This window comes from Vibrio gazogenes (assembly GCF_023920225.1).
Classification (GTDB): domain Bacteria; phylum Pseudomonadota; class Gammaproteobacteria; order Enterobacterales; family Vibrionaceae; genus Vibrio; species Vibrio gazogenes.
This window is the reverse complement of sequence record NZ_CP092587.1, coordinates 1,391,989-1,417,568: the sequence shown is the minus strand read 5'-3', so window position 1 is coordinate 1,417,568 and position 25,580 is coordinate 1,391,989. Positions and strand designations below refer to the sequence as shown.

General features: G+C 45.6%; 13 protein-coding genes and 6 pseudogenes. 6 read left to right on the top strand and 13 right to left on the bottom strand.

Annotation, left to right across the window (positions count from 1 at the left end):
- Nucleotides 1-297: 297 nt before the first annotated feature.
- Nucleotides 298-1,356 carry a 4-oxalomesaconate tautomerase gene (locus tag MKS89_RS06445; protein WP_072963287.1) on the top strand — a complete coding sequence of 353 codons (1,059 nt, stop codon included), beginning with the start codon at nt 298-300 and terminating at the stop codon, nt 1,354-1,356.
- A 607-nt stretch (nt 1,357-1,963) separates the two neighbouring features.
- Nucleotides 1,964-2,650 (top strand): response regulator, encoded by a 687-nt coding sequence (locus MKS89_RS06440; RefSeq protein WP_072963289.1) that lies wholly within the window; start codon nt 1,964-1,966, stop codon nt 2,648-2,650.
- Between the two features lie 239 nt (nt 2,651-2,889).
- On the opposite strand, the gene MKS89_RS06435 is transcribed toward MKS89_RS06440, so the two are convergent.
- From MKS89_RS06435 to MKS89_RS06425, 3 genes are all read right to left on the bottom strand, one after another.
- Complete coding sequence (locus MKS89_RS06435) at nt 2,890-4,332, bottom strand: DASS family sodium-coupled anion symporter (protein WP_077316192.1); 1,443 nt, start codon at nt 4,330-4,332, stop codon at nt 2,890-2,892.
- 151 nt (nt 4,333-4,483) lie between these two features.
- Nucleotides 4,484-6,121: a sensor histidine kinase gene (locus MKS89_RS06430; protein ID WP_159439561.1), complete on the bottom strand. Its 1,638-nt coding sequence runs from the start codon at nt 6,119-6,121 to the stop codon at nt 4,484-4,486.
- Between the two features lie 250 nt (nt 6,122-6,371).
- Nucleotides 6,372-7,601, bottom strand: coding sequence for an MFS transporter (locus MKS89_RS06425; protein WP_072963295.1), 1,230 nt, complete (start codon nt 7,599-7,601; stop codon nt 6,372-6,374).
- Between the two features lie 430 nt (nt 7,602-8,031).
- Here MKS89_RS06425 and MKS89_RS06420 point away from each other — a divergent pair.
- A pseudogene (locus tag MKS89_RS06420) lies at nt 8,032-8,133 on the top strand (transposase); the annotation flags it as partial.
- Nucleotides 8,134-8,163: 30 nt separating this feature from the next.
- Here the strand turns inward: MKS89_RS06420 and MKS89_RS06415 are convergent.
- On the bottom strand, nt 8,164-9,117 hold the full coding sequence (locus MKS89_RS06415; protein WP_072963297.1) for an FAD:protein FMN transferase: 954 nt from the start codon (nt 9,115-9,117) through the stop codon (nt 8,164-8,166).
- 71 nt (nt 9,118-9,188) lie between these two features.
- A complete protein-coding gene (locus MKS89_RS06410; RefSeq protein ID WP_072963300.1) occupies nt 9,189-12,203 on the bottom strand; it encodes an NADH-dependent flavin oxidoreductase in 3,015 nt (1,004 codons plus the stop codon).
- Between the two features lie 607 nt (nt 12,204-12,810).
- On the opposite strand from MKS89_RS06410, the gene acuI reads away from it, so the two are divergent.
- Nucleotides 12,811-13,791, top strand: coding sequence for an acrylyl-CoA reductase (NADPH) (gene acuI / locus MKS89_RS06405; protein WP_072963303.1), 981 nt, complete (start codon nt 12,811-12,813; stop codon nt 13,789-13,791).
- A gap of 22 nt (nt 13,792-13,813) precedes the next feature.
- On the opposite strand, the gene MKS89_RS06400 is transcribed toward acuI, so the two are convergent.
- From MKS89_RS06400 to MKS89_RS06370, 7 genes and pseudogenes are all read right to left on the bottom strand, one after another.
- Nucleotides 13,814-14,767 carry a LysR family transcriptional regulator gene (locus MKS89_RS06400; RefSeq protein WP_021020181.1) on the bottom strand — a complete coding sequence of 318 codons (954 nt, stop codon included), beginning with the start codon at nt 14,765-14,767 and terminating at the stop codon, nt 13,814-13,816.
- Between the two features lie 317 nt (nt 14,768-15,084).
- Nucleotides 15,085-15,603: a phosphoribosyltransferase gene (locus tag MKS89_RS06395; protein WP_072963306.1), complete on the bottom strand. Its 519-nt coding sequence runs from the start codon at nt 15,601-15,603 to the stop codon at nt 15,085-15,087.
- A 187-nt stretch (nt 15,604-15,790) separates the two neighbouring features.
- Nucleotides 15,791-15,889, bottom strand: a pseudogene (locus tag MKS89_RS06390) (transposase); the annotation flags it as partial.
- An 82-nt stretch (nt 15,890-15,971) separates the two neighbouring features.
- Nucleotides 15,972-16,568: an invasion associated locus B family protein gene (locus MKS89_RS06385; protein WP_072963309.1), complete on the bottom strand. Its 597-nt coding sequence runs from the start codon at nt 16,566-16,568 to the stop codon at nt 15,972-15,974.
- A gap of 73 nt (nt 16,569-16,641) precedes the next feature.
- The gene (locus MKS89_RS06380; RefSeq protein ID WP_077316194.1) at nt 16,642-18,384 is read right to left on the bottom strand and encodes a ShlB/FhaC/HecB family hemolysin secretion/activation protein; all 1,743 of its coding nucleotides are present in this window, start codon (nt 18,382-18,384) and stop codon (nt 16,642-16,644) included.
- A gap of 20 nt (nt 18,385-18,404) precedes the next feature.
- Nucleotides 18,405-23,414, bottom strand: a complete 5,010-nt coding sequence (locus MKS89_RS06375) for a beta strand repeat-containing protein (RefSeq protein ID WP_165614833.1) — start codon at nt 23,412-23,414, stop codon at nt 18,405-18,407.
- A gap of 227 nt (nt 23,415-23,641) precedes the next feature.
- A pseudogene (locus MKS89_RS06370) lies at nt 23,642-24,346 on the bottom strand (DDE-type integrase/transposase/recombinase); the annotation flags it as partial.
- A 75-nt stretch (nt 24,347-24,421) separates the two neighbouring features.
- Between MKS89_RS06370 and MKS89_RS06365 the strand changes: the two are divergent.
- A pseudogene (locus MKS89_RS06365) lies at nt 24,422-24,695 on the top strand (transposase); the annotation flags it as partial.
- Here the strand turns inward: MKS89_RS06365 and MKS89_RS06360 are convergent.
- Nucleotides 24,687-24,951, bottom strand: a pseudogene (locus MKS89_RS06360) (transposase); the annotation flags it as partial. The pseudogenes MKS89_RS06365 and MKS89_RS06360 sit on opposite strands and share 9 nt — an antisense overlap.
- 15 nt (nt 24,952-24,966) lie before the next feature.
- Between MKS89_RS06360 and MKS89_RS06355 the strand changes: the two are divergent.
- Nucleotides 24,967-25,334: pseudogene (locus MKS89_RS06355) on the top strand (transposase); the annotation flags it as partial.
- Between the last annotated feature and the right edge of the window lie 246 nt (nt 25,335-25,580).

Sequence of the window (25,580 nt, the reverse complement as noted above, 5' to 3'; positions counted from 1 at the left end):
AATTTTTACTTTCAAGTCTCTGTTATTGAATGATAATGACTAGCATTCACCTGAAAGGTGTTTTCTCTGGACACGGTGTATAACTGACTCACCATGATACGATTTGAATATAAAAAATTGAGCATATATATAGACAAACCGCCACTGAATGGTGACGAATCCACTACGATCTTAATAATTTTGTTCATTATAACCATTCTGTTTTTTTAAATTTAGCCACCGCCCTTCAGACCTCTCACATATCTTTTCCCAATTATCGGAAGATCAGTCTTATTACTGGATAACAAGAGAGATCCTATGACTCAGCTAACTCAACTGCCCTTAACTATGATGCGTGGCGGCACTTCTCGCGGTCCTTACTTTCTTGCCTCAGATTTACCTGAAGACCGGGAAGAAATCGCTAGAATTCTGGAAAAAGTAATGGGCTCAGGCCATGAGCTGCAAATTGAAGGCATTGGTGGCGGAAACAGTCTCACCAGTAAAGTCGCCATTGTCGGACCATCTTCCGAACCGGGTATCGATGTTGATTATCTGTTTGCACAAGTCGGCATCACTGAGAAAAAGGTCGACTTTTCCCCCAACTGCGGAAATATCCTTTCCGGTGTCGGCCCCTTTGCACTGGAAAAAGGTTTAGTCAAGGCCGATGGTGACAAAACCACCATTCGTATCCGCAATTTAAATACCAACAAAATTATCCACGCAACGGTTGAAACTCCAAACGGCAAAGTAAACTATGATGGCGATACTTACATCAGCGGCGTCAACAGCCCGGGTGCACCTATCGAGTTGACTTTCCTTGATGTGGAAGGCGCAAAAACGGGGAAACTTTTCCCGACAGGCAATGTGCAGGACCAATTTGACAGTTACAATATAACCTGCATTGACGCCGCCATTCCGGTCATGATTGTTGATGCAGCCCAATTCGGCAAAACCGGGCACGAGAAGCCGGCGGAACTGGATGCAGATACTGAATTCACCCAAAAACTGGAAGCTTTACGACGCCAAGCCGGTGAAATGATGGGACTAGGTGACGTCTCTGACAAAGTCATTCCCAAGCCAATTTTGGTTTCAAAACCAGCAACAGATAAAGGCACCATTAACGCACGTTACTATGTGCCGAAAACATGCCATAAAGCGATTGCAGTCACCGGCAGTATTGCACTTGCCATGTCGCTATGCCATCGCGGAACAGTCAGCGACGACTTACTTTCGCAAGATGCTGAGCTCGTCGACTGCTGTATTGAGCACCCATCAGGTTTCATCGATCTGAAAATCGCTCGGGAAAATGGCAAAGTGTCGTCCGTCTCTCTGGTCAGAACCGCTAAAAAAATTCTCGATGGTGTCCTTTCGCTCTGATGCTATCTGAAGTAAAAATCCGCCTGCTTATCTCATGAGAAGGCGGATTTTACTCAAAGCAACACCTCCCCTCATTGTCCAGATTAGGAATATTTCTCTGATTCACGACTGGAATAACCGATAAATCACTGACAATAAACATATATTCATAAAATCTCGACAGATCATACTTGTGAGCTCTTTCAGACATCCTGAAAAGGATTCTCCGGTCAGAGCAATATTCACTCACTAATAGATTCTTGAGTGATTTATTCTTAATTCAAACAGATCTAACCGACTTCGTAAAAAATCACCGACCCGTGATATAGAAATTCATTTGAATATTGTATTCATTTCCATCAAAGGAATTGTTTTAATTATTTAATTTACAACGACAGGTTCATGAACAACATTTATCCCGCGATTGATTCAGATCAACCCCGAGTTCAACTCATGTTTTAGATAGAAGACACAATCAGACATCACTAGATCTTAATTTTAAAAAATACTATTATCTTGCCTTTGTTCACTTCCTTTATTTGGCATCTGTGTTACCGTGACATCCATCACTTATAATGGGAAAATTACCCGGTAGTTTCATCAATTTTAGTCAAGGCTAAATTATTCTATGAACAGAATTGATTTATTAATCGTTGAAGATATTAAAGAGATTTCGGGCCTATTATCTGACCATATTTCTCAAATATACCCATTCAGAGTTGTCGGCACAGCCAAATCACTTGCTGATGCAAGGATGATGCTCAACCACTTTTCAGTGAAACTGATCATATTGGACAACTACTTACCAGACGGAACCGGCATTGAATTTTTCCGCAGACTTCGCTCTCAGAATAGCAACATTGATGTCATCTTTATTACTGCGGCAAATGATATTGAAACTGCGACAAACGCCATTCGTCTGGGTGCTTTTGACTACATCATCAAACCATTTGCACTGGATCAGATTTCTGAAACTCTGGGACGCTACTATCAATTCCATAAAGAAATCAGCCTGAATAAAGACGGCCAGGTTGACCAAAGTTTCATCAAGAAAATGTACAACAAGCACAATAACTCAGAAGAAGGCATAAGACATCCCAAAGGCATCGATGAAATTACCTTACAGCAAATTCTGGCTGTGTTTTCAAAAGACCAGAGCTACACGTCTGTGCAGGTCAGTGTCGAAGCCTCAGTCAGCCGGACAACCGCCAGAAGATACCTTGAATACGCGGTCAGTAGCGGGTATTTAAAAGCGACCGTCAAACACGGAAAAGTGGGCCGACCTCAACGATTCTTCAGCAAAGCCGTCATCTGATTCACACCTTCTTTCTTATTCCCGCCTGGCGGGAATGCCCCTTTCTGCATACCTTCTCTTTTGTATCAGTACGCACCAGATCCATTCAACGCTTGACTAAAAAGTCTCATTCCGAAAGCCGTTCATCTTTTTTGTCGGCCAGATACAAAACTGCCCGGGATTTATCATCTGAAACGAGATATCAACCGGGCAGCTTTTTCGATTTATCTGAACTGTTTAATGTGACTCAGATAAAAAATCTATAGTCCGAGTATATTCCACCACCACAGACCTAATGTCATGTTAATCGCATAGTTAATGAAAGTAACTACGGCCCCGACTGTCCACCAGTTCTTCAGCGGTACATAGTTTTCACTAAAGATAATGGGGCCGGCAGCACTGCTATAGTGAGTAATACCACTACCATAGATAGCAGAACATGCCAATGCGATAGCCAACTGACCAGGAGAAACCCCCATCATCAGCCCCAACGTAAAGAATACGGGAATCATCGATACAACGTATGCAGAACCGGAAACGATGAAATAACGAACCAACACACTACACAATACAATCATCATAAAAGCCAGCGTAGTGTTAGTATCGGCACTGGCCAAATGATTCATCAATGAGCCAAGCCAAGAGAAGAAGCCTTCGGCTTTTAAAGAAGCAGACAGCCCGATAACACCACCAAACCAAACAAGTACAGTCCATGCACCTTTAGCCTGTAATACTTCATCCCAAGACATAACACCACAGAGGAGCATCAGCATAAATGCTGCTATCGCAACAACCGCAGCACTCAGATGGAATATAGAGCCCATCACCCAGCCGGCTAAAGCCAGTATGAAAATAATACCCAGCACTTTTTCTCTTCTACTAAAAGCACCAAGCTCTTCCAGACCTTCTTTAGCAATGCGTTTATTATCGATTTTTTTCTCTTCCGGTGGATAAACCAGATAGATAATCAGCGGAGTCAGAAGCAGCATGACAATACCAGGAACAACAGCACCAATGAACCAGCTCGTCCAGGTCAGATCAACACCAAGAATATCTTTAATAAACGGTAAAATCAGTAGGTTGGGAGCGGCCGCTGTTAAGAAAACATAAGCGGTTGATTTAGTATTTAAAAACGAGTTCATCATCAGATAAGAACCAATTTTTCTGGCACCTGAATCCGGATAGGAATTCAGAGAAGCTGAAATACTTTTCGCAACAGAGAAGACTATCCCACCGGCTCTGGCCGTAATCGATGGTGTACAGGGAGCAATAATGAAGTCTAGCATAGCCAGAACATACCCCAGTCTCAGACTAGTTTTGCCGAACTTATCAATCAGAATATATCCAATCCGTTTTCCCAGACCAGTAACCAGAATTGCGTTACTCATAATTAACGCAGAAAATACGATCCAGGTTGTCGTGGACGAATATCCGCTTAACACCAGCTTCGTATTTCCTCCGGTAAGTCCGATAACCGAAATCACGGATAGTAAAATAACAGGGGCGGGAAAAGGTTTAAATATTAATCCGAGGATTGTCGCGATAAACAACCCGAATAAATGCCATCCCTGAACAGATAAACCTTCCGGAGCTGGCGATGCATAAAATAGAAGTGGAACAATAACGACTAATAATATGGATAACAATTTCTTGTTAATAAAGGGCTCTTGTACAAGCCTTTCACTCATCAGTGTCGAAGTCATAGTTTGTCACTCTCAGCTTTAAAATAAATAACTGAGCCGATACTAAATTTAAACAAGAATCACATCTGTGATGATAAACTTTGAATGATCAAATGAAAATTAACAATATGGGTTTAATGGTTTTAATTCAATTAAGTGACTAACCAATAAATTAATTCACTTCAGCATGTATCGATTGCTTTGATATAGAACAACTTTTTAACGGAATAAACACAATAAATAAAGCGCCGCCAAAATCTGATTCTTCAATAACAATTCGCCCTTCGGCCTGCTCAACCAGCGTTTTAACCAGATGCAAACCAATGCCGTGATTATCGCCATCTTTCGAAGTAACACCTCGCTCAAAAATTTTATCTACGTCTTCTTCGGAAACCCCTCTTCCACTATCTGCAACTTCAATAATGAGCTCATCACTCTGATAGACATACAAACTGACAACCCGTTGCTCAGCATTACTGTTCACGATCTCTTCAAAAGCATTGCTGATTAAATTGCCAATAATACAAGTGATATCCTGTATATCTATGGGTAACAGCTTACTGTCAATACGACTCATCGGATCGATTTCGAGCGTAATGTTCAGCTCTTTCGCCCGGGCTCTTTTACTCAGGAACATTGCCGCCAGATCGGGAACGGGTAACATTTTTGAGATTTCACGGACATCATTCTGCCGGGTCGAAAATTCCGTATTAATGTATTGTAATACACTGTCATAACGTCTCATCTCAAGTAAGCCATAAATCACAGACATCTGGTTGTTGAACTCGTGAATGATCGCTCTGAGATTGTCTTTATCCTTTGCATACTGATTCATTTTATTTTCCAGTTCAGTTTGCATGGTATTAATGCGAAAACTCACAACTAAACCGAGCTCATGACCCTGTTTATCGTATATGGGTTTACGGGTCGCAATCAGAGAATGACCATTGCAAAGAATGGTTTCATCTTTCAGTTCTTCAAGAGAGTTACTGCTAAAAAAGTCCGTGTTAAAGATATAATCTGAAATGGGTTTCCCACGAATGTCCGCGTCAAGAATGTCCAAATATTCCATTGCAGCATCATTAATCAGAACGACATTATCTTCTTTGTCTACAGCGACAATCCCCTCATAAACGGAATCAAGAATATACTGACGATAAACAAAGCCTTTTTCTATCTGCTCTGGCGTCATTAAGTTTAACCGGTAACGTAAGCTGCGGATTAATAAATAACTAATCCCCAGATTAATGAACCAGGCAGCAATAAATAATATTGCAATTTCATTCAGATCTTTTTTCTGTTTTTCGATGAATTTAGGGTAAGAGATACCGGTAGAAACAATCCCGATAAAGCGACCATGATAAAAAATCGGCACCCGAGCCTTGACCAAGACCCGCCCGTACAACCCTTCACTGACATCTGAGATTTCCTTTCCCTGCGCAATTTCATCAATTTTATTAGAATGAATTTTGTGGCCGATCTCATAGCCTTTACTATGAAATAACCGGATGCCATGAGTATTTGAGATAGAGATGTACTCAATCTCGCCTCCCCATTGATACTTTTGAGCAATCTCGGTCAATTTTTTGATGTCTTTCTTAAATACTTGTTCAGACAATAGCGGATCATGAGCAATCACTCTTGCCTGAGATAACCCGTAGTTTTTCAATTCTTGAAGATTTTCAGAGAAATTTCGGTTATAGAGATTCAGGGCAACCAGCACTAAACCGATAAAGCAAAGAACATTAATGGTCACGACCAGTTTAAAGTAATACGACCTTTTTCTAAGGTAGATAATATTTCTTACCACTTTGTCCCCCCAACTGAACGTTTTTCTAAATCGTAATGCTACCCTATTATACTGATCTATCTCATGTGAAGAATTAAAAATAGTTTTAATGAACTCAATCGTTGATGTCATTCAACGTAAAACCGGATGGCGACAAAAAGGGAAATGGAAACCAAGCACCCGAAATGAACAATGCCAGTAACTCATCCGTTTTGAGTTACCGACATTCAATCCTGTCTGACGCTCCAGAAGAGGATAAGCTCAGACCAAACTAGCTTCTGACAGCGACCAATGCCTCATTACGCTGGATTTGAGTTTTTAAATAAGCTGCAATACAAATACCGACACACAAAAGCGCGATAACAAACGTTGCCATACCAGCCCATCCGAAATAGCTATAAACATATCCGTTACAGTAACCAAGAATAGAACCACCCAAGTAGTAACAGAACAAATACAGGGACGTTGCCTGACCTCTGTTATGAGTCGCATTTTTGTTTACCCAACGCAGACATACAGAGTGGCATCCAAAGAAGCAACCGGTAAAAATCACAACACCGATAAGTAACGACGTCAGTGTGTGTGTCAGTGCCAACAACATACCTACGATCATGACTGAAAATAATCCGGTTAAGACTTTAGTTGCACCGAATTTATTCGCAAGACGGCCAGCCTGAGGCGCCGTGATCACACTTAAGATAAAACAGACTGAAATTAAACCGGCCTGTGCATGTGTCAGGTTAAAAGGCTTATGAGAAACATAGAAAGTCAGGTAATTATACAGTGATGCAAATGAACCGAAAATAATAAATCCCAGACCGTAAACAGGCGCAATCATTTTATTTTTAAAATGTTCACCCATACCGTTAATCATTCGACTCAAATTCAGTTTCGGCGTCGGTTTAAAGTTTTTGGATTCAGGTAAAATAACCAAAACTAGCACAGAAACACACAATAGTAAGATCGAAAATCCGTAAAAGATATTATGCAGTGTGGTATGTTCAATCATCTGACTGGCAAAAACACGCCCTGACATCCCACCCATTGAGTTACCAAACACAAAATATCCGGTGACGATACCAGCGACAGCCGGAGCCACTTCTTCACTAATGTATGCCGTTGCCGCCGCAGCGATGCCACTGAGAGTCAGCCCCAGAAGTCCCATGACCGCAACCAGAACATTCCAGGAAGTAATAAATGAGCAACAGCAAGTCAGTATCGCGCCGGAAAACAGAGAAGTCACAATTAGTTTTTTCCGACCGAACCGGTCAGAGAGGCTCCCGGTAAACAGAAGACCGATTGCTAACAAAGCCATTTCAACCGACAAGATAATACTCACATGGTCGACAGAAATATGATATTTATCAGAAAGGAAAGGAAGCAGCGGCTGGACAAAATAAATTGATGCTAATTCAGATAGACCTGAAAGAGCCAGCGCAAAAGTAACAGCAATATAGGATTTATTTATATTTTTTTCACCGAATGCATTGGAGGTTTTCATAATATTCTCATGGTGATTATTTAAGTTGGGTTTTTAAGATATTCTTATGTGTTCATATTTATCTATGCATCCGACTCAGCGTGTTTTTCTAAAACACCCTTTCATCGAATGATAGGTGCTAATATCTCCGTAATGAGTCCCGTCATTAAAGGCAACAAAATAAAAACCGCCTCTGCAATAAAGCAAAGGAATTATTTGATGACGATGAACAATATAATTTCAGATTTGTTACTCAATAATAAAAACGCATCACATAAGTCTTAATTCAATAAAAGCACTCTCTAGATGCTAAATTCCAAGGCAGGTTTTATCTGTGACAATTTACAAATTGTAACTAAATGTAAATAAACAATATGGTTTTAATGGTTACAATTCGACCTTGTGCTGACTAAAAACAGAAGATTGATTTTTGATGCCGAGCGACTGTCGTTCTCTGACCTTTTGGACTGATGAGCAGGCTGTAGCAGAATGGAAGAAAAGCAAACAAGGCAAGTGTGGCAGACCTCGTCGATTCAGCGATTTAGCCATCACACCGCACTGATGGGGGCACGTGGCGTGTTCTCTATGTCACAGAGTCCGTCGGATGTTTATGGCCGACGAATCCATCTGTCGTCATCACCTCCCCTTGTATTGAAACAACAACTGCCTCAATCCCTTCGATCGTGTTTAGATAGCGGATCGATTGCAACGCTGAGGGAAGAAAACCCGCGGTACTCCAAATCTCTCCATCCACAGAACGCTCGGAAACAATCGTCAGACTCGCAATATCGGTTGAAATCGGCATCCCTGTTTTCCCATCCAACAGGTGGTGATAACGCTGGCCATTCAATTCAAAGAAACGTTCATTGATACCAGAGGTGACCATCGACATACCTTGCAACGGGACAATCCGTATCACATCACCTCGTTTGGACAACGGATTCTGAATCCCCACGTTCCAAGCTCGATTCGCATTCTTTGGTGAATGTCCAATCGTGAGCACATTGCCACCCAAACTGATAAAGCCGGACGCCACCCCCGCGTCTATCAACCTTTGCTTCACTTGGTCAGCAAAATAGCCTTTTGCAATCGCACCTAAATCGATTTCCATCCCTGTTTGGCGCAGAAACACCGAGTGTTCTTGCTCATTCAACATGATCTGAGTTGGGTCAACTAATGCCAGTTTTTCGTCAATGACCTCTGGCGGCGGTACCGTCGCTTCTTGAAACCCAATGCGCCACGTTTTGACCAAAGGGCCAATGGCAATATTGAAGGGGGTACTCATATCTTCACTATAGTGTTGACCGAGTTTGATCAGCTCGAACAGATCCGGGGCCACCACAATAGGCGCAATACCGGCATTTTGATTGACGCGCATCAACTCAGAGTCTGCTTGATTTACGGTAAATCGAGTTGCGTAATCCTTTAATTGAATATACGCGTCTTTGATGAGCTGCTCACCGTTTGGATGGTAGACCACCAAATCAATAAAGGTCCCCATCATTTCAAATCTTGCGCTATAGCTATTCATTGTCATATCGTCATTGCGTGTTAACTAAAGAGGGGAGCAACGCTCCCCTCTGTACGACCTATTGGCTTGAGATACAGCTACACCCGATCGGCTGCATTTGCACCCGCAATACGACCATATGTGAAGATATCAATCAATGCGTTACCCCCTAAGCGGTTACCGGCATGGATACCACCTGCAACTTCACCGGCGGCGTATAAGCCTTGGATAATATTGCCATCTTTACCAATGACACGCGCCTGTGTATCAATCTTCAAGCCGCCCATTGTGTGGTGGACTGACGGTTGACGTGGTGTGGCATAAAACGGAGCCTGTGCTACTTTGAGGCCAAATGCACTCTTATTAAACTCAGGATCATGCCCTTGCTCTACACAATGATTGTACTGAGCGATGGTGTTCGACAACGTCTCTGCTGGCACACCAATTTTTTCAGCTAATTCTTCAATCGTGTCCGCTTTAATGATGGTGCCTTCTTTGATTTCTCGCTCGATAGTTTCATCTGAAGTATTTGCCGCAGTATGACGAATATTCTCATCGGCAATCATATAAATGAGACCGCCGTTATCGAAGAAGGATGCAGATAACACATCTCGACTTCCACACTCATCAACAAAGCGTTTGCCCTGTTGGTTCACAAACACAAAGTTTTCAGGTGGCACAATCAAGCCTGTCAGCAATGCACCTGATTTTGGATCACCAATTGGCATCAACTGAACAAAGCCCATACCGACAAGTTCTGCACCTGCTTTTTCGCCAATCTCAATACCGTCACCAACCAGTGCTGGTGAGTTGGTTGTTTTGATATCGTCAGCAATTTCTTTCCAATAGGTGTTGTACTTCTTGATCATCTGCGTATTTGCGCCGAAGCCACCAGAAGCCATAATCACGCCATTATTTACATGCAGAATCAGTTCTGTGCCATCTGCCTGTACCGCTTTGATACCAACAACCTTGCCATCTTCAACCATCAGATCAGTCGCACGAGTATCGGTGATAATTCGACCGTTCTGCTCCTGAATACGTTTTGATAGCTTGTCCACAAACTCAACACCTTTCTGGCGTTTTGGTTTATGTGCCCGACGCCATAATGCGCCGACTGGGATTTCGACAACACTACGATCAAAGTCGATACCCTTCTCAGTCAGCCAATCAATTGACTCCATTGAACGAGAAGTTAACGTCTCCACAAGATCATATTGACCATAAATCGATTCACCATTGAGGTCGGTACGTTTACCGCCCAGATAGGTTTGAATCCGGTGCAGTTCAACTGAATCGAAGAGGTACTGTTTGCCTGACTCGACATCGGTGAAATAGCCATCTAACTGAGATTTCAGCGTTCTAAAGTCTGCTAAATATTCTTCAACAAACTCAGACTCAGGTGTCTTGGCGAGCTGCATTAACGTCTCTTTTTCACCGGGTAGCGCTGCAAACTCACCCTGCCACGCAGGTTCTGCTGCATTGACCCATCCCCCCGTACGGACGGTGTTACCACCAATCGCAGGGAACTTTTCAAGTAAAATGACTGATTTGCCTTTATCCATGGCTGTCAATGTTGCACTTAAACCGGCACCACCGCCGCCAACAACCACAATATCAACGGTCTCTTCAATCGTTTTTGTTGACCACTCAACCGCTTCTCTTGCTTTACAGCGTAACGCTTCAGAGTTACCACCGGCGAGATCAACTGCGTTAGCAACACCATCAAGCACGGCTTGGCTACTGACGGTTGCACCTGAAATCACATCAATGTTCAGCGTTTGACCGTCTAGAATTTGTTGCGGAATACGTTCAAAGGCAGGGTTGGCAATTCCGTCAGATTCTTTTGATGAATCAACAAAGATATTGAGGATCTTATCTTCAGAGAAGGAGACGGTCACAGGTAAGTCATCGTTATGACCACGGCCATACGCTGTATATTCACCGGCGTTAAACTTGATCGGAATGCTCTGCAACTCTTTAATTCGTTGGTGCTTAATCGCTTCGGCTGCGCTATCGACAATCATGTAGTCCATGATTTCCCATAATGGGGTCGGGATTTGCAATGCTTCTTGTTGTGCGATATCGGCAAACTCGGCACACGACTCGCTGTTAAGCGCTTTCTCAGCCCAAGTTGGCTCAACTAAGAAGCCTTTACCCACAGCGACAATGTCATACCCTTGTTCAATGGCTTTATCAGCATCACTGCGCTGCGCAATACCACCAACACCAATCACCGGCACTTGTGCTAAGGCGTCAGATTGTAGATGACGGTACTTGTTGATGAGCGGCTCTAGATCTTCCGGAGTCACAATCGAGTTCCGTGCCCAGCTCCCCATCGAGAAATGCAAATAATCCAAGCCACATGTCGCCAGCTTATCTAGCAGATACATGGTGTCATCAAAGCGGATACCCGGTTGTTCAATCTCTTCCGGAGAGAATCGGTAACCGATAATAAAATCAGCTTTATCGTGCGCTTGAACAACTTCTTTTGCCTTTGCGAGTACGGCGAGCGGGAAAGTGGTGCGTTTCTCAATATCGCCGCCCCATTTGTCGGTTCTGCGGTTTGAATGCGGAGAGAAAAATTGCTGAAGCAGATACGTGTTTGCACCGTGAATTTCGACACCATCAAAACCGGCAAGAATCGCTCGATTCACTGCATCGCCAAAGCGTTCAATCATGTCTTCGATTTGCTCTTGAGTCATTTGCAATGGCGTTTCCGCATTATCACGCAAAGCTGCAACCGGACTGGCAGAGATGGGTTGATGCCCGCCGTTGAACTCTGGGTTCGCCATCCGTCCTGCATGGTAGATCTGCAAAATAGCCTTTGAGCCTTTTGCTTTAATGCCTTCAGCGAGCTTACGTAAACCCGTGATTTTGCTATCTGTATCGATACCGAGTGCACCAGGGAATGCTCGACCATATTTTTCAACAAACGCACTTTCGACGATGACAGCACCAGCATCACCCGAGCGAGCAGCGTAATAATTGATCATCTCTTCCGTTACACCACCATCGAAAAAAGCAGATTGAATCGTCATTGGTGCCATTACGATTCGGTTATGTAGCTTGCCTCCTGACTGGAATACGATGTCATCGGTTAACTTAGTCATAAATTGTTCCTCTAATCGGTGAATTCTCATATCAAACGCGCCAACCACCTAGGATTTCGGGTTCTCGTAGCCTGTTTCATATGAAAACTTCAGGTTCAATAACCGCATTAATATCATGGAATTCAATATATGAGTAAAATGACTTATTTACATCTATGCCATGACTGTTGTGCATAGCCGTCCTCAGGAGCATGATTCACTGCAATACACATCCATTCTATATACTTAGGGGCTGTTGACCTTTCGTGATGGTTTTTGCAGCAATTTGTCGTGCATTTAGTCAAGGCAGGTCATGTGAAGTGTAGCGATCTACATGAACCATGACCTAACGCTGGATAAATGAGCGACAAATGCTGCCCAGAGGGTTCATCTGAACGTGTCTTGCTCTTTGTTGCGGGTCATTTGCTTAGGATAGCTAAGCGGCATGCCCCGCGCCGCGAGCAATACCCGTTCAGATTGAACAAAATTCAACCACGAAAGGTCAACAACCCCTACAATCAGTATGACTATTATGCATAGCCATATATGCTAAAGCTTCACTTAATTCATAGGAGTATCAGCGCTAAACTGCGATGAATTAATCATTACTATATTTGTGGAGAACCCTATGTTTGATGCTTTAATTCTGAATCAAGAAGATAAAAGAACCGTTGCAACTATCGAACAACTCGATGAATCACATCTCCCGGAAGGTGAAGTGTTAGTCGCTGTCGATTATTCGTCACTGAACTACAAAGATGGTTTGGCTATTACAGGTAAAGGCAAAATTATCCGTAATTTCCCGATGGTTCCAGGAATCGATTTGGCAGGAAAAGTACTCAGTTCAGCTGACTCTCGTTATCAAGAAGGTGACGCTGTTGTATTGACAGGTTGGGGAGTCGGAGAAAACCATTGGGGAGGCATGGCACAAAAAGCGAGCCTGAAAGCGGACTGGCTTGTCCCTCTTCCACAGGGTTTTAACTCAAAACAAGCTATGATGGTCGGCACTGCTGGCTTTACGGCAATGCTTTGTGTTCAGGCTTTAATTGATGCAGGCATTAAACCTGAAGACGGAACGATTCTGGTGACAGGCGCAAGTGGCGGTGTCGGCTCTGTCGCGGTAACGCTGTTATCTCAACTCAACTACAAAGTCGCGGCAGTCACGGGTCGTGTAGAACAAAATGGCCCACTATTAGAAAAATTAGGTGCCAGTCAAGTCATTGATCGTCGTGAATTTGAAGAACCAGCCCGTCCACTGGAAAAGCAAGTTTGGGCTGGTGCTATTGATACGGTTGGCAGCAAAATGTTGGCAAAAGTGTTAGCTCAAATGGACTATAACAGCGCTGTCGCTGCCTGTGGCCTTGCTGGCGGGTTTGATCTGCCAACAACGGTCATGCCATTTATTTTGCGTAATGTCCGCTTGCAAGGTATTGATTCGGTCAGTTGCCCACGTGAAAAACGCATTGCAGCATGGGAAAAAATTGCCCAACTATTACCAACGCATTATTTTGAGCAGGCGTGTACTGAAATAACATTAAATGAAGCGCCACAATATGCAGAGAAAATTACCACGGGTCAGACGACTGGTCGTGTGGTGATAAAGCTTTAAATCCCTATTGAGTAAGGCCCACTCAGGGCCTTACTTCATCCAACCCCATATCCTCTACTCGCTTGGCGATTAACCTGCCACATTCTTCTTTTACGATGCTTCTCAACCATTCCTGTGCAGGAGAATGTTCACAACGAGGGTGCCAAATCATTGAATAATCAAACGGCGTAAAATGAAATGGTAAAGGTTTGACGATCAGGTCATAACGCTCGGAAACTAAGTATGCCAAATCGGCAGGGACGGTGATAATGAGTGGCATCATATCGACAATCGCTAACGCAGCTTCTAAATGATATGCCCTCAGCACCATACGCCGTTTAGGTTTATCTTCTAATGCCTGTTCAATGAGTGATTTAACCCCGTCACTAATGGCAATCATCGCATGGGGAAACCTCAAATAATCATCGATCCCCATTTGTTCATTCGCCAACGGATGCTGCTTCGATAATAAGCACAACACCCCGACACGACCCAATATTTCATAATGTAATGCTTCAATCGAGTGGATTGGGCGACAAATCGCTAAGTCTGCTCTGCCGTATGTGAGTTGATCTTTCAAATGTTCATTTTGTAGAGGTAAAAACTCAAACGCAACATTGGGTGCTTCCTGATAAATACGCGGTAAAGCAAATGGTAAAATGGTTTGCATTGCATAGTCAGTCGTCGCAATCGTGAATGTCTGATCACAAGACCTAGGATCGAAATCGATTGGGGACAAAAGTTGTCGAAGAGACTCAAGCGGTTCCCCTAAAGCTCGATTCACAGATAACGCTTTTTCAGTAGGAATAAGATATTGCCCTTGGCGTGTGAATAGAGGATCCGATAGTAAACTACGTAATCGTCCTAGAACCCGGCTCATTGCTGACTGACTCAGGTTTAAACGATTCGCTGCCCGGCTGACACTGCGCTCCTCAACCAGAATCCGCAACGCCACTAACAAGTTTAAATCTCGGCGATAAATCTCTTCTACTTCCATATCCAATCTTAAGTGATCTAACAATATCGATAGTGTAACCAATAAATTACGGAAAATATCTTTTTAAGTTGGAAACATTTTATGCAGATAAAATTCTTGATAGCCAAAAACGCACGGTGTAAATCGTCATCCTATTTTAACGATACCGAAGATGTAGAGACCGGCTTCAAGTGGTTAATCTGTTTCCATGATAACCGGTGATAGTGGAGCAGATTATGACTAGAAAACGTATCGGGTTTTCCTGATTAGCCAGTGATTGCACCTCGTTCCCACGCTTTGCGAATCTGTCTTTAACGCTTTGTTGTGCTGCTGGCCGCCTACCTCACCAATTTAGACACATAAGGGACATTTCTTAACTTATCTCCCCACGGCAAACCGTAACCTACAAGTAAATCATCATTGTCCATTTCATATGCATAGTTTTGCGCCACTGGGATGTCTACACGATGTGGTTTAACGAACAATGTCGCTATTGAGAGTGACTTTACTGCATAGTTTTCTTGAATATGAGCAATCAACCTTTTCATTGTTCCACCTGACTCAATGGCATCGTCAATCATAATGACATCTTTACCATGAAGTGAAATATTCTCATGGAATACGATTGCCGATTGGTTTTGGCTATCTCCCGGCGTATGGGGACAAGAAATATAATCCATTTTGATATCAAACTTCAGCTTACGAACTAGATCAGCCGTAAACAAAATACCACCAGGTACAACTGTGATCACCACAGCATCACTGAACTGACTATTCAGCTTATCAGCAACAATTTCAACACCTTCTTGAATCTGTTGCTCACTCAAGACCAACTCACCGATATGTGGAGATTTCATAATTATTTCCTATTTTCTGATTGCAGCATAACGCTGCAAACACTGGTGCGTAAGTTGGCGCTGTTTTTGCGAGCTTTTTGTTTTGAGCAAAAGCCGTGACAACCGTTATGCGTCCGGTGCTTTACCTCGTTATATTTACTTAGACTTTGCTAAAGCGATGACTCCCATCATAGATTTTGACGCCTATTTGACGCATTGAAGTAATTTCATATAACGCATCTTCCATTGCTTCATCACTCAGGCTATACCATTACTGCATACAATGAATACGAAACATCTCTTTTAATTTATCAACGGTTTTGAGTACCTTCAATTTTCATTTAAGGTACTCATTTTCATTTAAACGAGGCAATGACAAATGCACGCCTCTAATCCTTGGTTTCTAATGCGGCCATTGCTTGAGTAAATCCCATCCAAGACAATGGAAATCCCACTTTTTGCCCATTGGCTCGGATGAATTGAAGCTGACCCACCTTAGCAGCACCCATCTTAGTACGTAGCGCGCTCGTCAGTTTTGCAACGGCGACACAACCATTAGGAAGGCAGCGGGTCAGCGCCAACGCCAAGCTGTCGTCTTTATTGTCTGCTGCTTTTTTTTCAGTGTTAACTACAACATTAACCTGACCCGGAATAGACACATCGGTTGGCAGCACAGTGGTGATGGTAAAACCTTTTTGGTTGGGTAATTGACCAACAGCTAGTTGCATCACTGGGCGTGACTGGCCTTTGACCGTCGCTGACTGGACGATTTCACAATTAGCCCTATTTTTTTGGCTATTTTTATTATTAGCGTTAGGGCGCTGTATGCAGTGTAGTACCCAATCGCCATATGTTGCCGTGGTATCGCGCGGTTCACTTGGCTGGGGAGCATCAGCGGCCAGTGCAAGTGATGCCCCAAAGGTGATAGTCGTCGCTAACAGCGCTACCGTGATAGAAAAAAACTTGAAACAAAAGTGACGGCACATCGTGTCATTATTCCTTAGTGTTGAAAAATATCCCGCCGGCTGATACCGCCGGGATTAATCGTGATAGTCCTACTTAGAACTGAGTGGTCCAACGAATGCTGAAACGGTCATCGGATGGCCCTGAGTTTTGCTCCCCATGGCCATACTCTAAGGCCAGTGTGGTTTGCGATGGGGTATCGCGTTGAGAAACACCAAAGCGGAGCCCTAGTCCCAGAGCATTCGCATAGATGGTCGAGCGCTCTACCGCAGTTGCTTCTTCAATGGCAACCGAGCCTAGGGCGCCAAACACGTAAGGTGCGATGGCGGAACCTAATGACGGAAAGGTATCAACGGGCGGCAGTGTGATAGAAAAACTCAATTCGGTGCGTATCATGATCCCTGAATCACCTACGAGTTCACCACTATCAAAGCCAGAGAGGCCACCCGCACCCCCTAAATCGAACTGCTCAGTTGCAGGCATGGCGTTGCCAAAGGCGGTTTGTGCTTTACCTAACACCGACCACTGCAAGCGGTCGAGCATAAAGCCTTGTGAGTAGCGACTGCTGATAGCAAGTTTACGGAAGTCGGGCTTGGCGCCACTGCGAGACATGGGAAGCGTGTCCGAGCCTTGGCGCGCCCCGAGGCCATCAATCCCAAACGAAGCGGTAATGTTACCTGTGAGGTACTGTTCTGTTGAGGTGTATAAATCCGCATTTTGACTCAGACGTAAGACACGTAGCGAGTCTTTGGTCCACTCCACTTCACTCTGGTTGACGACGAATTTTTGTGTCTCGCTCGATATGTCCAAACTGATTTCCGAGCTGGTATTGAAGTTACGGCTGCGGATCCAGTTGTAACCCAGTTTGGTGGCAATGCGTTGGTATTCATCGCGCAGGGGAAAATCTAACTTAGAGGTAGGGTTGGTTTTACTGTCAACGGCTTCAACATTCATCCACCATCCATCCAACGATAGTGGTACGGTGATACCGGCCACGAGTTGTCGGTTACGCGGCTCATCATCGAAGATACTCTTATGGTCACCAGGATAGCCACCGACTTGTAGGTACCCGACTTCGCCCAAGCCTAAGAGGTTATTAAAATTGGCATTGATGCTAGCGCTGTAGTTGCCGAGTTCATCACTGCGCTCGTTATTGATTTGGGTGCTGAGCAATACGGGGATATCGCGTCCATCCACGACGATGATGGTGGCACCGGGGGTTTCTCCGGCCTTGAGGGTGGAATGCAGAAGTACGCCGGGAATATCCCCCGCGAACAATAAGCGACGTTCTAATTCAGCTTTGGTTAAGGCATGGTTACCCACCAACGGCGTGAGTATCGCCTCGATGCGCGAGCGGGTGGTGCCAGAAAATGCAGAGGCATCGATGCGCTCAACGTACCCTAGCGTCACAATTAATGTCAGGACCTTGCCATCTTCAATCGTCTGTGGCGGAAGCGCGACACGTGCTAGCAGGTAGCCCGCTCGGATATACGCATCTTCTAAGGCTTGCGCAGCCTCAAATAGCGCTCTTCCGCTAACGCGTTGCCCTTTAATGGATGACTCAATGCGAGCGACCGTTGCGCGCAACGCAGGGAGCGTATCCCCTTCAATCTGTAATCCAGAAGGGGTCACGAAAATGGTATCAGCGCCCTCTGGCACTTTTAGGTTTGAGGTGGCTGGCAGTATGACGCCGCCTTGAGCTGCACGGGTGACCTTAGGCGCATAACTTGACTTCGTTACTTGGCTGGCGGTTTCTGCCCATGTCGGTAAGGGACATGCTGTTATTCCAACGAAGATAAGCGCGGTGGCTATCAGAGTAAACTGGTTACATTTCATCATAAATTGATCTTCATCTTCCCTTATTTCGAGCTACAAGTAATAGCGAAATCACTGCCGACAAAACACATGGAGCCAGATAAGCGACTGTCTTGAGTACTCATTACCTCATCTGACGGCTCACCATTGGTTGCTGTCGCCGTACGCCCTGTATTGGTGTTATAACGCACTGACTGGTTTCTGACATTTGGCACAAAGTCATTCACTATCGGCATATTGTTGACAATACGACCCGCCTCGATTTGTGACGCAGCGGGGGGCTGAGGGGTTGGGGTTGGGGTTGGGGTTGGGGTTGGGGTTGGGGTTGGGGTTGGGGATGTCGTCACAGTTAACTGCCCGGCATTGTAAGTAATATCGTAGTTATTTGAGGTGAGACCGGAGACCTCAATATCATAGTCCCCCACCTCGATAGCGCCTTGGGCGTTGCCGCTATAGGTTAGTGTGCCGCCGAGAACCGAACCGGTTTCATTGTTCACCAAGCCTTGGTAGGTCACGCCATTACCACCGCTATACGCCTGACCATCGTACATCTTAGACGCATCGTTGGCCGTGACCGTCAGTAGCGCGGGGGTTACCTCAAATTTACCAGCCACATAGTGCAAGGTGTAATTGCCATTCGCGACACCATTCAAAGTCCCGTCGCTTGCCGTGGTTTTGTACCCCTTCCCGACATTAGATGTGCGAGTTGCATCCGTCGCCACACTCACAGACGACAGCAGGCTGTTACCCTGACCGTTCTTCCAGCCCGTAACCTTATAGGTCAAGTTCGGCACGTTATCGCCATAAACCATATCGCCATTGTCTGCCGTGACCGTCAAGTCGGCCTTATTCACTTTCAACGTCCCTTTGACATACTTAATGTCATAATTGGCCGCTTTGAAGCTGTCGCCTGATGCGTTAGAGATATCAATGTCATAGGCAGTATCACTTGCATTGGCCGTGGCGGCCGCGCCGTCACTGTGCAGGGTGACTGCGTCAATCTTGTCGCCGTTCTTCAAACCATCTGGCGAAACCGTGAATTCAGTTCCGGCAAAGTTTACGGCAGTACCATAGGTTTTGTCGTCTGGCGATTTGGCCGTGACCGTCAAGTCGGCCTTATTCACCGTCAGCTTACCTGCGACATAAGTAATCTCATAATTGTCCGCGTCAAAGGTGCCGCCTGATGCGTCAGAAATATCAATATCGTAGGCAGTATCACGTGCATTGGCCGTGGCGGCCGCGCTGTCACTGCGCAGGGTGACCTTGCCAATCGTCTCATTGTTCTTCAGACCATCTGGCGAGACCTTGAAGTCAGTGTCCTTGAGGGTCACGACGTCACCATAGGTTTTGGTGACGTCTGTCGCTGTAACCGTCAATTTCGCCTTGTTGATCTTAAACGAACCGGATTTTGTGGAGATATCATACCCCTGTTGGGTAGAATACAATCCGCTTATGGTCATTTCGAGGTTTGAGCCGGTATACGTGCCTGCATTGGCACTGTTCGCTTTATACTGATATTGCCCAGTGCCCTTCACCAATGAGGTATTATAATTGGTATCACTGTAGGTCAGGGTCCCGACATCTGTTGACGTGGCGCTACCATCATAGGTCTTGCTGCCCGAACCGCCGGTGATGGTCAACCCGGTCATAAAGCTGCGGAGCAAGGGGGTGCTATGACCATCATAGATGCGCCAGACCTTGCCCGTACCGCCTTGGTCATCAATATCCCAATCACTGAAACTCGACAATGTCTTCATCTGTTCCGTAGTCAGACCAGCACCGCCCGCCGAATTGGTTTGGCCCGTGGTCTCGGTATCCCAAAAGGATGAGGTAACATTCCGACTATACCCAACAAGGCCGCCAGAATTTTCTCCATTCACCACCCCAGTGGCATAGACATAAATTAAACTGCCGCTATCATCCCCCACAAGACCACCAACGTAGTTTCCTGTCACCGCTCCAGTAGTATAAGCATTGCTGATGTTACCAGCATTGCTCCCCACAAGGCCGCCAACAGAGCTCGATCCAACAACATTGGCAGTCGAATAGACATTATTAATATTGCCAACATTTTCTCCCGCTAGGGCCCCAACGTTATTTTTACCTCTAATACTACCGGCCTCAAGGCCGACATTGCGGATACTAGAGCCATACTTAACAGAACCGAAAAAGCCAACATAATCCGTCGAAGGCCGATTGATGGTGAGGTTGGAAATTACATGACTTTGACCATCAAAGGTGCCAGTGAATTGGGTCGAATCATTACCCAACGGCACGAAGCCACCGCTCCCCCAGTCAGCGCTGCTGGTTGCACTGGCATCGATATTACGCGTCAGGGTATAGTTGCCGGAAAGATTGGTGTTGATTAATGCCAGTTGGTGTAGGTTGGAGACCGTGATAACCCCCTCTGCATTGGGGCTGGCCGCTTCCGAACGCAAAATAGGTCGCATATCCGCCACTTGATACCAGATACCACTATCAGTGAAATCCCAACCGATATAATTACTGCTATCACGCGCCTCGGCTGTGGTCAGACCTGTCACCGTCGTTGATGATGGGTTGTTGTCGGTGCCAATCCCTTTGGATTGACCTGTGGTATCGGTATCCCAAAAGGATGAAGTGATGGTAGTAGAACGTTCATAGTTGTACCCCACAAGGCCGCCAACGTTGTTTCCACTCCCCCTTACCATTCCAGTTGCATAAGCATTGCTGATGGTGCTGTCATCATAGTTGTATCCCACAAGGCCACCAACAGAGCTATAACCAGTTACCGCCCCCGATGCATAAGCATTATTGATGGTGCCGCTATTGAACCCCACGAGCCCGCCGATATAATAATCACTCCCTGTCACCTTCGCCATTGCATAAGCATTACGGATGGTCCCAATATTACTGCCCGCAAGGCCGCCGACAGTACGCCCCCCCTTGACTTCCCCCGCCTCGGTGGCATAAGCAGCATTACTGATGGTGCCAGTATTAAATCCCACAAGACCGCCGACAGCAGTGTCACCGATAATACTTCCACCCTCTAGACCCACATTACTTATTCTTCCATTTGATCCCACACCACCGAACAGACCAACACCACCCGTTGAAGGTCGATTGATGGTAAGGTTAGAAATGACATGACTCTGACCATCAAAGGTGCCCATAAACATAATGGCAGAATTGTAATCCGAAGAAGCAGGAATTTCCCCCAAAGGAACAAAACCTGCACCGCTGTTCCAACTCGATGTCGCACTGGCATCGATGTCTTTGCTCAGGGCATAAGTACCAGCAAGGTTGGTGTTAATGGCCTGAAGATTATCCAATGTATTGACCAACATATACGCGGTGGCCGTGGTATCCGAGCCCATATTGCCAGAATAATCTGTGGCGGCGGTGTAGCTGCTTGGGTTGTAATAAATGCCCACCCCACCTGGCGCCGTGGCGGTGATGCCTGAACCAAAGGTCACCGTACCGGTGCCGGTGCCCGAATTATCCGAACGCAGCACGATTTTAGACCCAGTCCCGCCAGTAAGGGCCGCATTGACATTGATATTGTGATAGGCCGACAATTCCAAGGTCGAGCCGCTATTCCAGGTCACATCGTTGGCCACCGTGATATCACCAGCTTGCGAGCCTGCAGAGCCGGAACCGCCAGTGGTGATCGAGACATTGGCACTGCCTAGGGCGTTTTGTAAGGTGGTGACATTAATCACACTGTCATCACCGGTGGCGCTGGTGCCGTTGGAATTCGACGCTGTACCATTAGAAATGGTGATGTTATAAGGGTCCAGCAACAGAGTACCAAACCCACCCGGGCCGCTTAAATCGGTAAAGCCGTTGTAGGCCAGTGTCGCTTTGCCCGAGACTTCCGCCGACCCGCCTTTACCGCTATTTGCACCACGGGCGGTGATCAAGCCATCAAAGGTGGTCAAATCATTCGACCAGACTACCACCTGCCCGCCCGTGCCGCTTTGGCTGGCATCAGCACGGATCACACTGTTTGCATCCACGGTCGTGGTCTGCGCCCGTTGTGTGTTGCCTTTGCCCTGATAATCACCGCCAATCTTAACCGAACCGCCGTCGGTGGCACCGGAAGCATCGATCGTCGCGCCGTTCAAGGCAATGTGTTGACCGGTAACGCTAATTTGGCCCCCTTTTCCGGTATCAGACGTGGCCGTCACCTGACCCGAGACGGTGACGTTACCACCTTGCCCGCCACCGATGATGATACGGCCATCATGGCCTGAGACACTATTGGCTTCGACGACACCGGATAAATTGACCACATGACGGGCCACATCACGGGCGCTGGCCACTGAGATCAGTACCGTCCCACCATGTGCAGACAGGGTCCCCGAATTATCGATCAGAGCGTCTTGACCGTTAGCATCCGTTTTGCTCGGCAGTGCCACCTGCAAAAAACCATCGCCTGATAAGTTCAGCGTGGCTTCTTCACCCGACCCTAAACCTATTTTGCCAAGGGGCGCCGCAATCACACCACTGTTTTGCACCGTGCCACCCATGAGTGCTGCATAGCCACCTCGTCCGATGGTAATGATACCAGCGTTACTAACGCCGGCCGATGCACCATCTCCGTTGAAATTGAAATGACCTTTCAAAAAGTCTTGGTCAGAAAGATTTAGTGTGGAACCCACAAATCCACCGCCCACTTTTATCACCCCATTCGGGGTGATGGCGATGCCGTTGGGGTTAATCAGAAAGACCTGGCCATTGGCATGAATTGAACCGGCGATAGTCGACGTGGTTGCCCCTGTGACTCGGTTCAAAATCGCCGAGGTGCGGCCCGGCTGAACAAAGTGAACGGATGCGCCTTTGCCAACCGAAAAACTTTGCCAGTTCACAATAGCTTTATTCGAGCCCTGTTTGATGGTCATCGTATTGCCCGAGGTGCCGATAGTGACTTGCCCTGCGGCAACCGACGCAGCGGAGGGCAACGGTTCGGTAGCCCATGTCGGTTGTATGACTAATGTCAAAATAAGAGTGCCAATAGCCGATCTTGTGGCTAGACTGGTGGGGATAACATCCCTATATTTCTGATGGCTCATCTTCATCTCCGTTGTCATGAGCGGCTCATTTTGTTCAACGTAATTCACATAAGCTTGGGTATAAGCGTTGTAAACTCGATGACTTGTTTGATTTTAAAGCTATATTAATAAAAGTATCATCCGTTTTTTTAATGTCTATTTCATGACCTGATCCGATACTTTTGGATATCTCGCTAAGTGGGGTGTATAGAAGTCAACTAAAACCGAACACACGGTTAGGCCGATTCTCGGCGACACATGCTTTGTTGGATCTGATACCGCCGAAGTCGTTGCCTGAACTTGCGACTCGCATATTGACTACCTTGATCAGAATGGAACATAACATCTCTTGGACAACCTCGCTGCTGATAAGCTAAATCTAGTGCTTTAACAACTAAGTCAGCATCGGGATTGTCCGATATTGCCCAACTGACCACTCGACGCGTGTATAAATCAAGATCATCATCGAAACGAGCATGCAACTTCCTGCTGAGCCTCGGCTAATTCGAAACAGCCGTTTCGGCTCACTAAGTAATTTTATTCTAATTAAATCAATAGATTGACGACGATTTAAACAATCATAAAAACAAGGTGTGGCGATATCGAATGATGCACAGACCAGTTCAGTGTCTTCATGATTCCCCAATTGGTCTATCAGCGCGTACGTTCTAACTCGTCCGCCATTAAGAGAGCAGAAGCCTTTTTTAATATGGCTTTTTCTCGTTCCAAACGATTAATTCTGGCTTCAAGATCCTGAACTTTTTGCTACTCAGGCGTTAGCGCTTTATTGCCTGGCGTTACGCCAGTTTTCTCTTGTTCAAGCTGTTTAACCCAACATCGGAGAACCGTTTCACCGATATCAAGGGAACGGCTATAGAATAACTTTGGTCAAAGATCAGACATGCAGCTTCAAGCTTAAACTCTGCTGTAAATGAATGACGCTTCTTTGTCATAGAACACCGCTTGCTATGGCGCGTACTTTACCATCTTAATTAGTGTCCAGAATCATTAAACCATTATAGTCAAATATGTCAATAAAGAACCCCCGCAAGATCCACACGCAAGAATTTAGAGCCGAAGCACTGAAGCTCGCTCAGAAGATTGGCGTAGCTGCCGCATCGCGTAAGCTTAATCTTTACGAGCCACAGCTCTACAATTGGCGCTCCAGTGCCGAGAAGAAATCCAACACCACGTCTAGGGAAGCAGAACTTGCTGCCGAGGGTCGCAAGGCTTAAACGTCAACTTACTGAAAAAGTTGAAGATTTAGCCATTCTAAAAAAGGCGGCTGTAGATTCAAGAGAGCATCGCAACACCCTTTTCAATCACGTGTAATGGTGTTTTATATTTCAATATTTTCCTGAGATGTTCATTAAACTGAATGGCTACATCATTGAGCTTTTTTGTGAGTGGAGTGATAAATCTGTTTTCCGAGGGAAGTATTGTCGAATTAAGCTGTTGGTATTTCCGTGAGTACCTCTTTGCCATGGGCACTGAGGATCGCAAGAATAGCAGGAATTCCTATTTCTTTAGTCAGCTCGGCATGTTTCGCCAACTCCATATGTAAACATCCCTTAAACTAGGAGATCTCACTCGCTTTAACCATCCAAGAAAATTAATGAGCTATTTAGGATTGTTCCACCAGAATATTCCAGTGGAGGAAAGCGCCACATCGGCGCAATAACCAAATGCGGGAATACTCGGGCACGACGCTTGCTGATTGAAGGGGCCCATTCCTATCGATATTCAGCGAATATCTCTACTGATTTACAACGAAGGCAAGAAGGCTTATCCAAGCATATCATTGATATTGCATGACGAGCTCAATTTCGTTTATGTCGTCGATATCAAAAACTCATACATAAGGGCAAACATTACAACCTGGTTGTGACGGCCATCGCCAGAAAAATGATTGCCTATATTTGGGCAATTGCACGAGTATAGACTGAAAACAGGTGCCACTCTTCATTTCGTTTATGGAGCTGGGCCTTGTAGTTATTGGATTTATCGATGCACCTCGTTCCCACGCTCCGCGTGGGAATGCATACCTAACTTAGAAGTGGCACGCAAAGTTCAGCGCTTGTACCACCCCCGGTTATCATCCAGTGCATCATCCGCAATAAGCGATCAGTTTTGGCAGGAAGGCGTACACCCTGAATGAATACAAAGTGATGAAATGATGCATTAGAA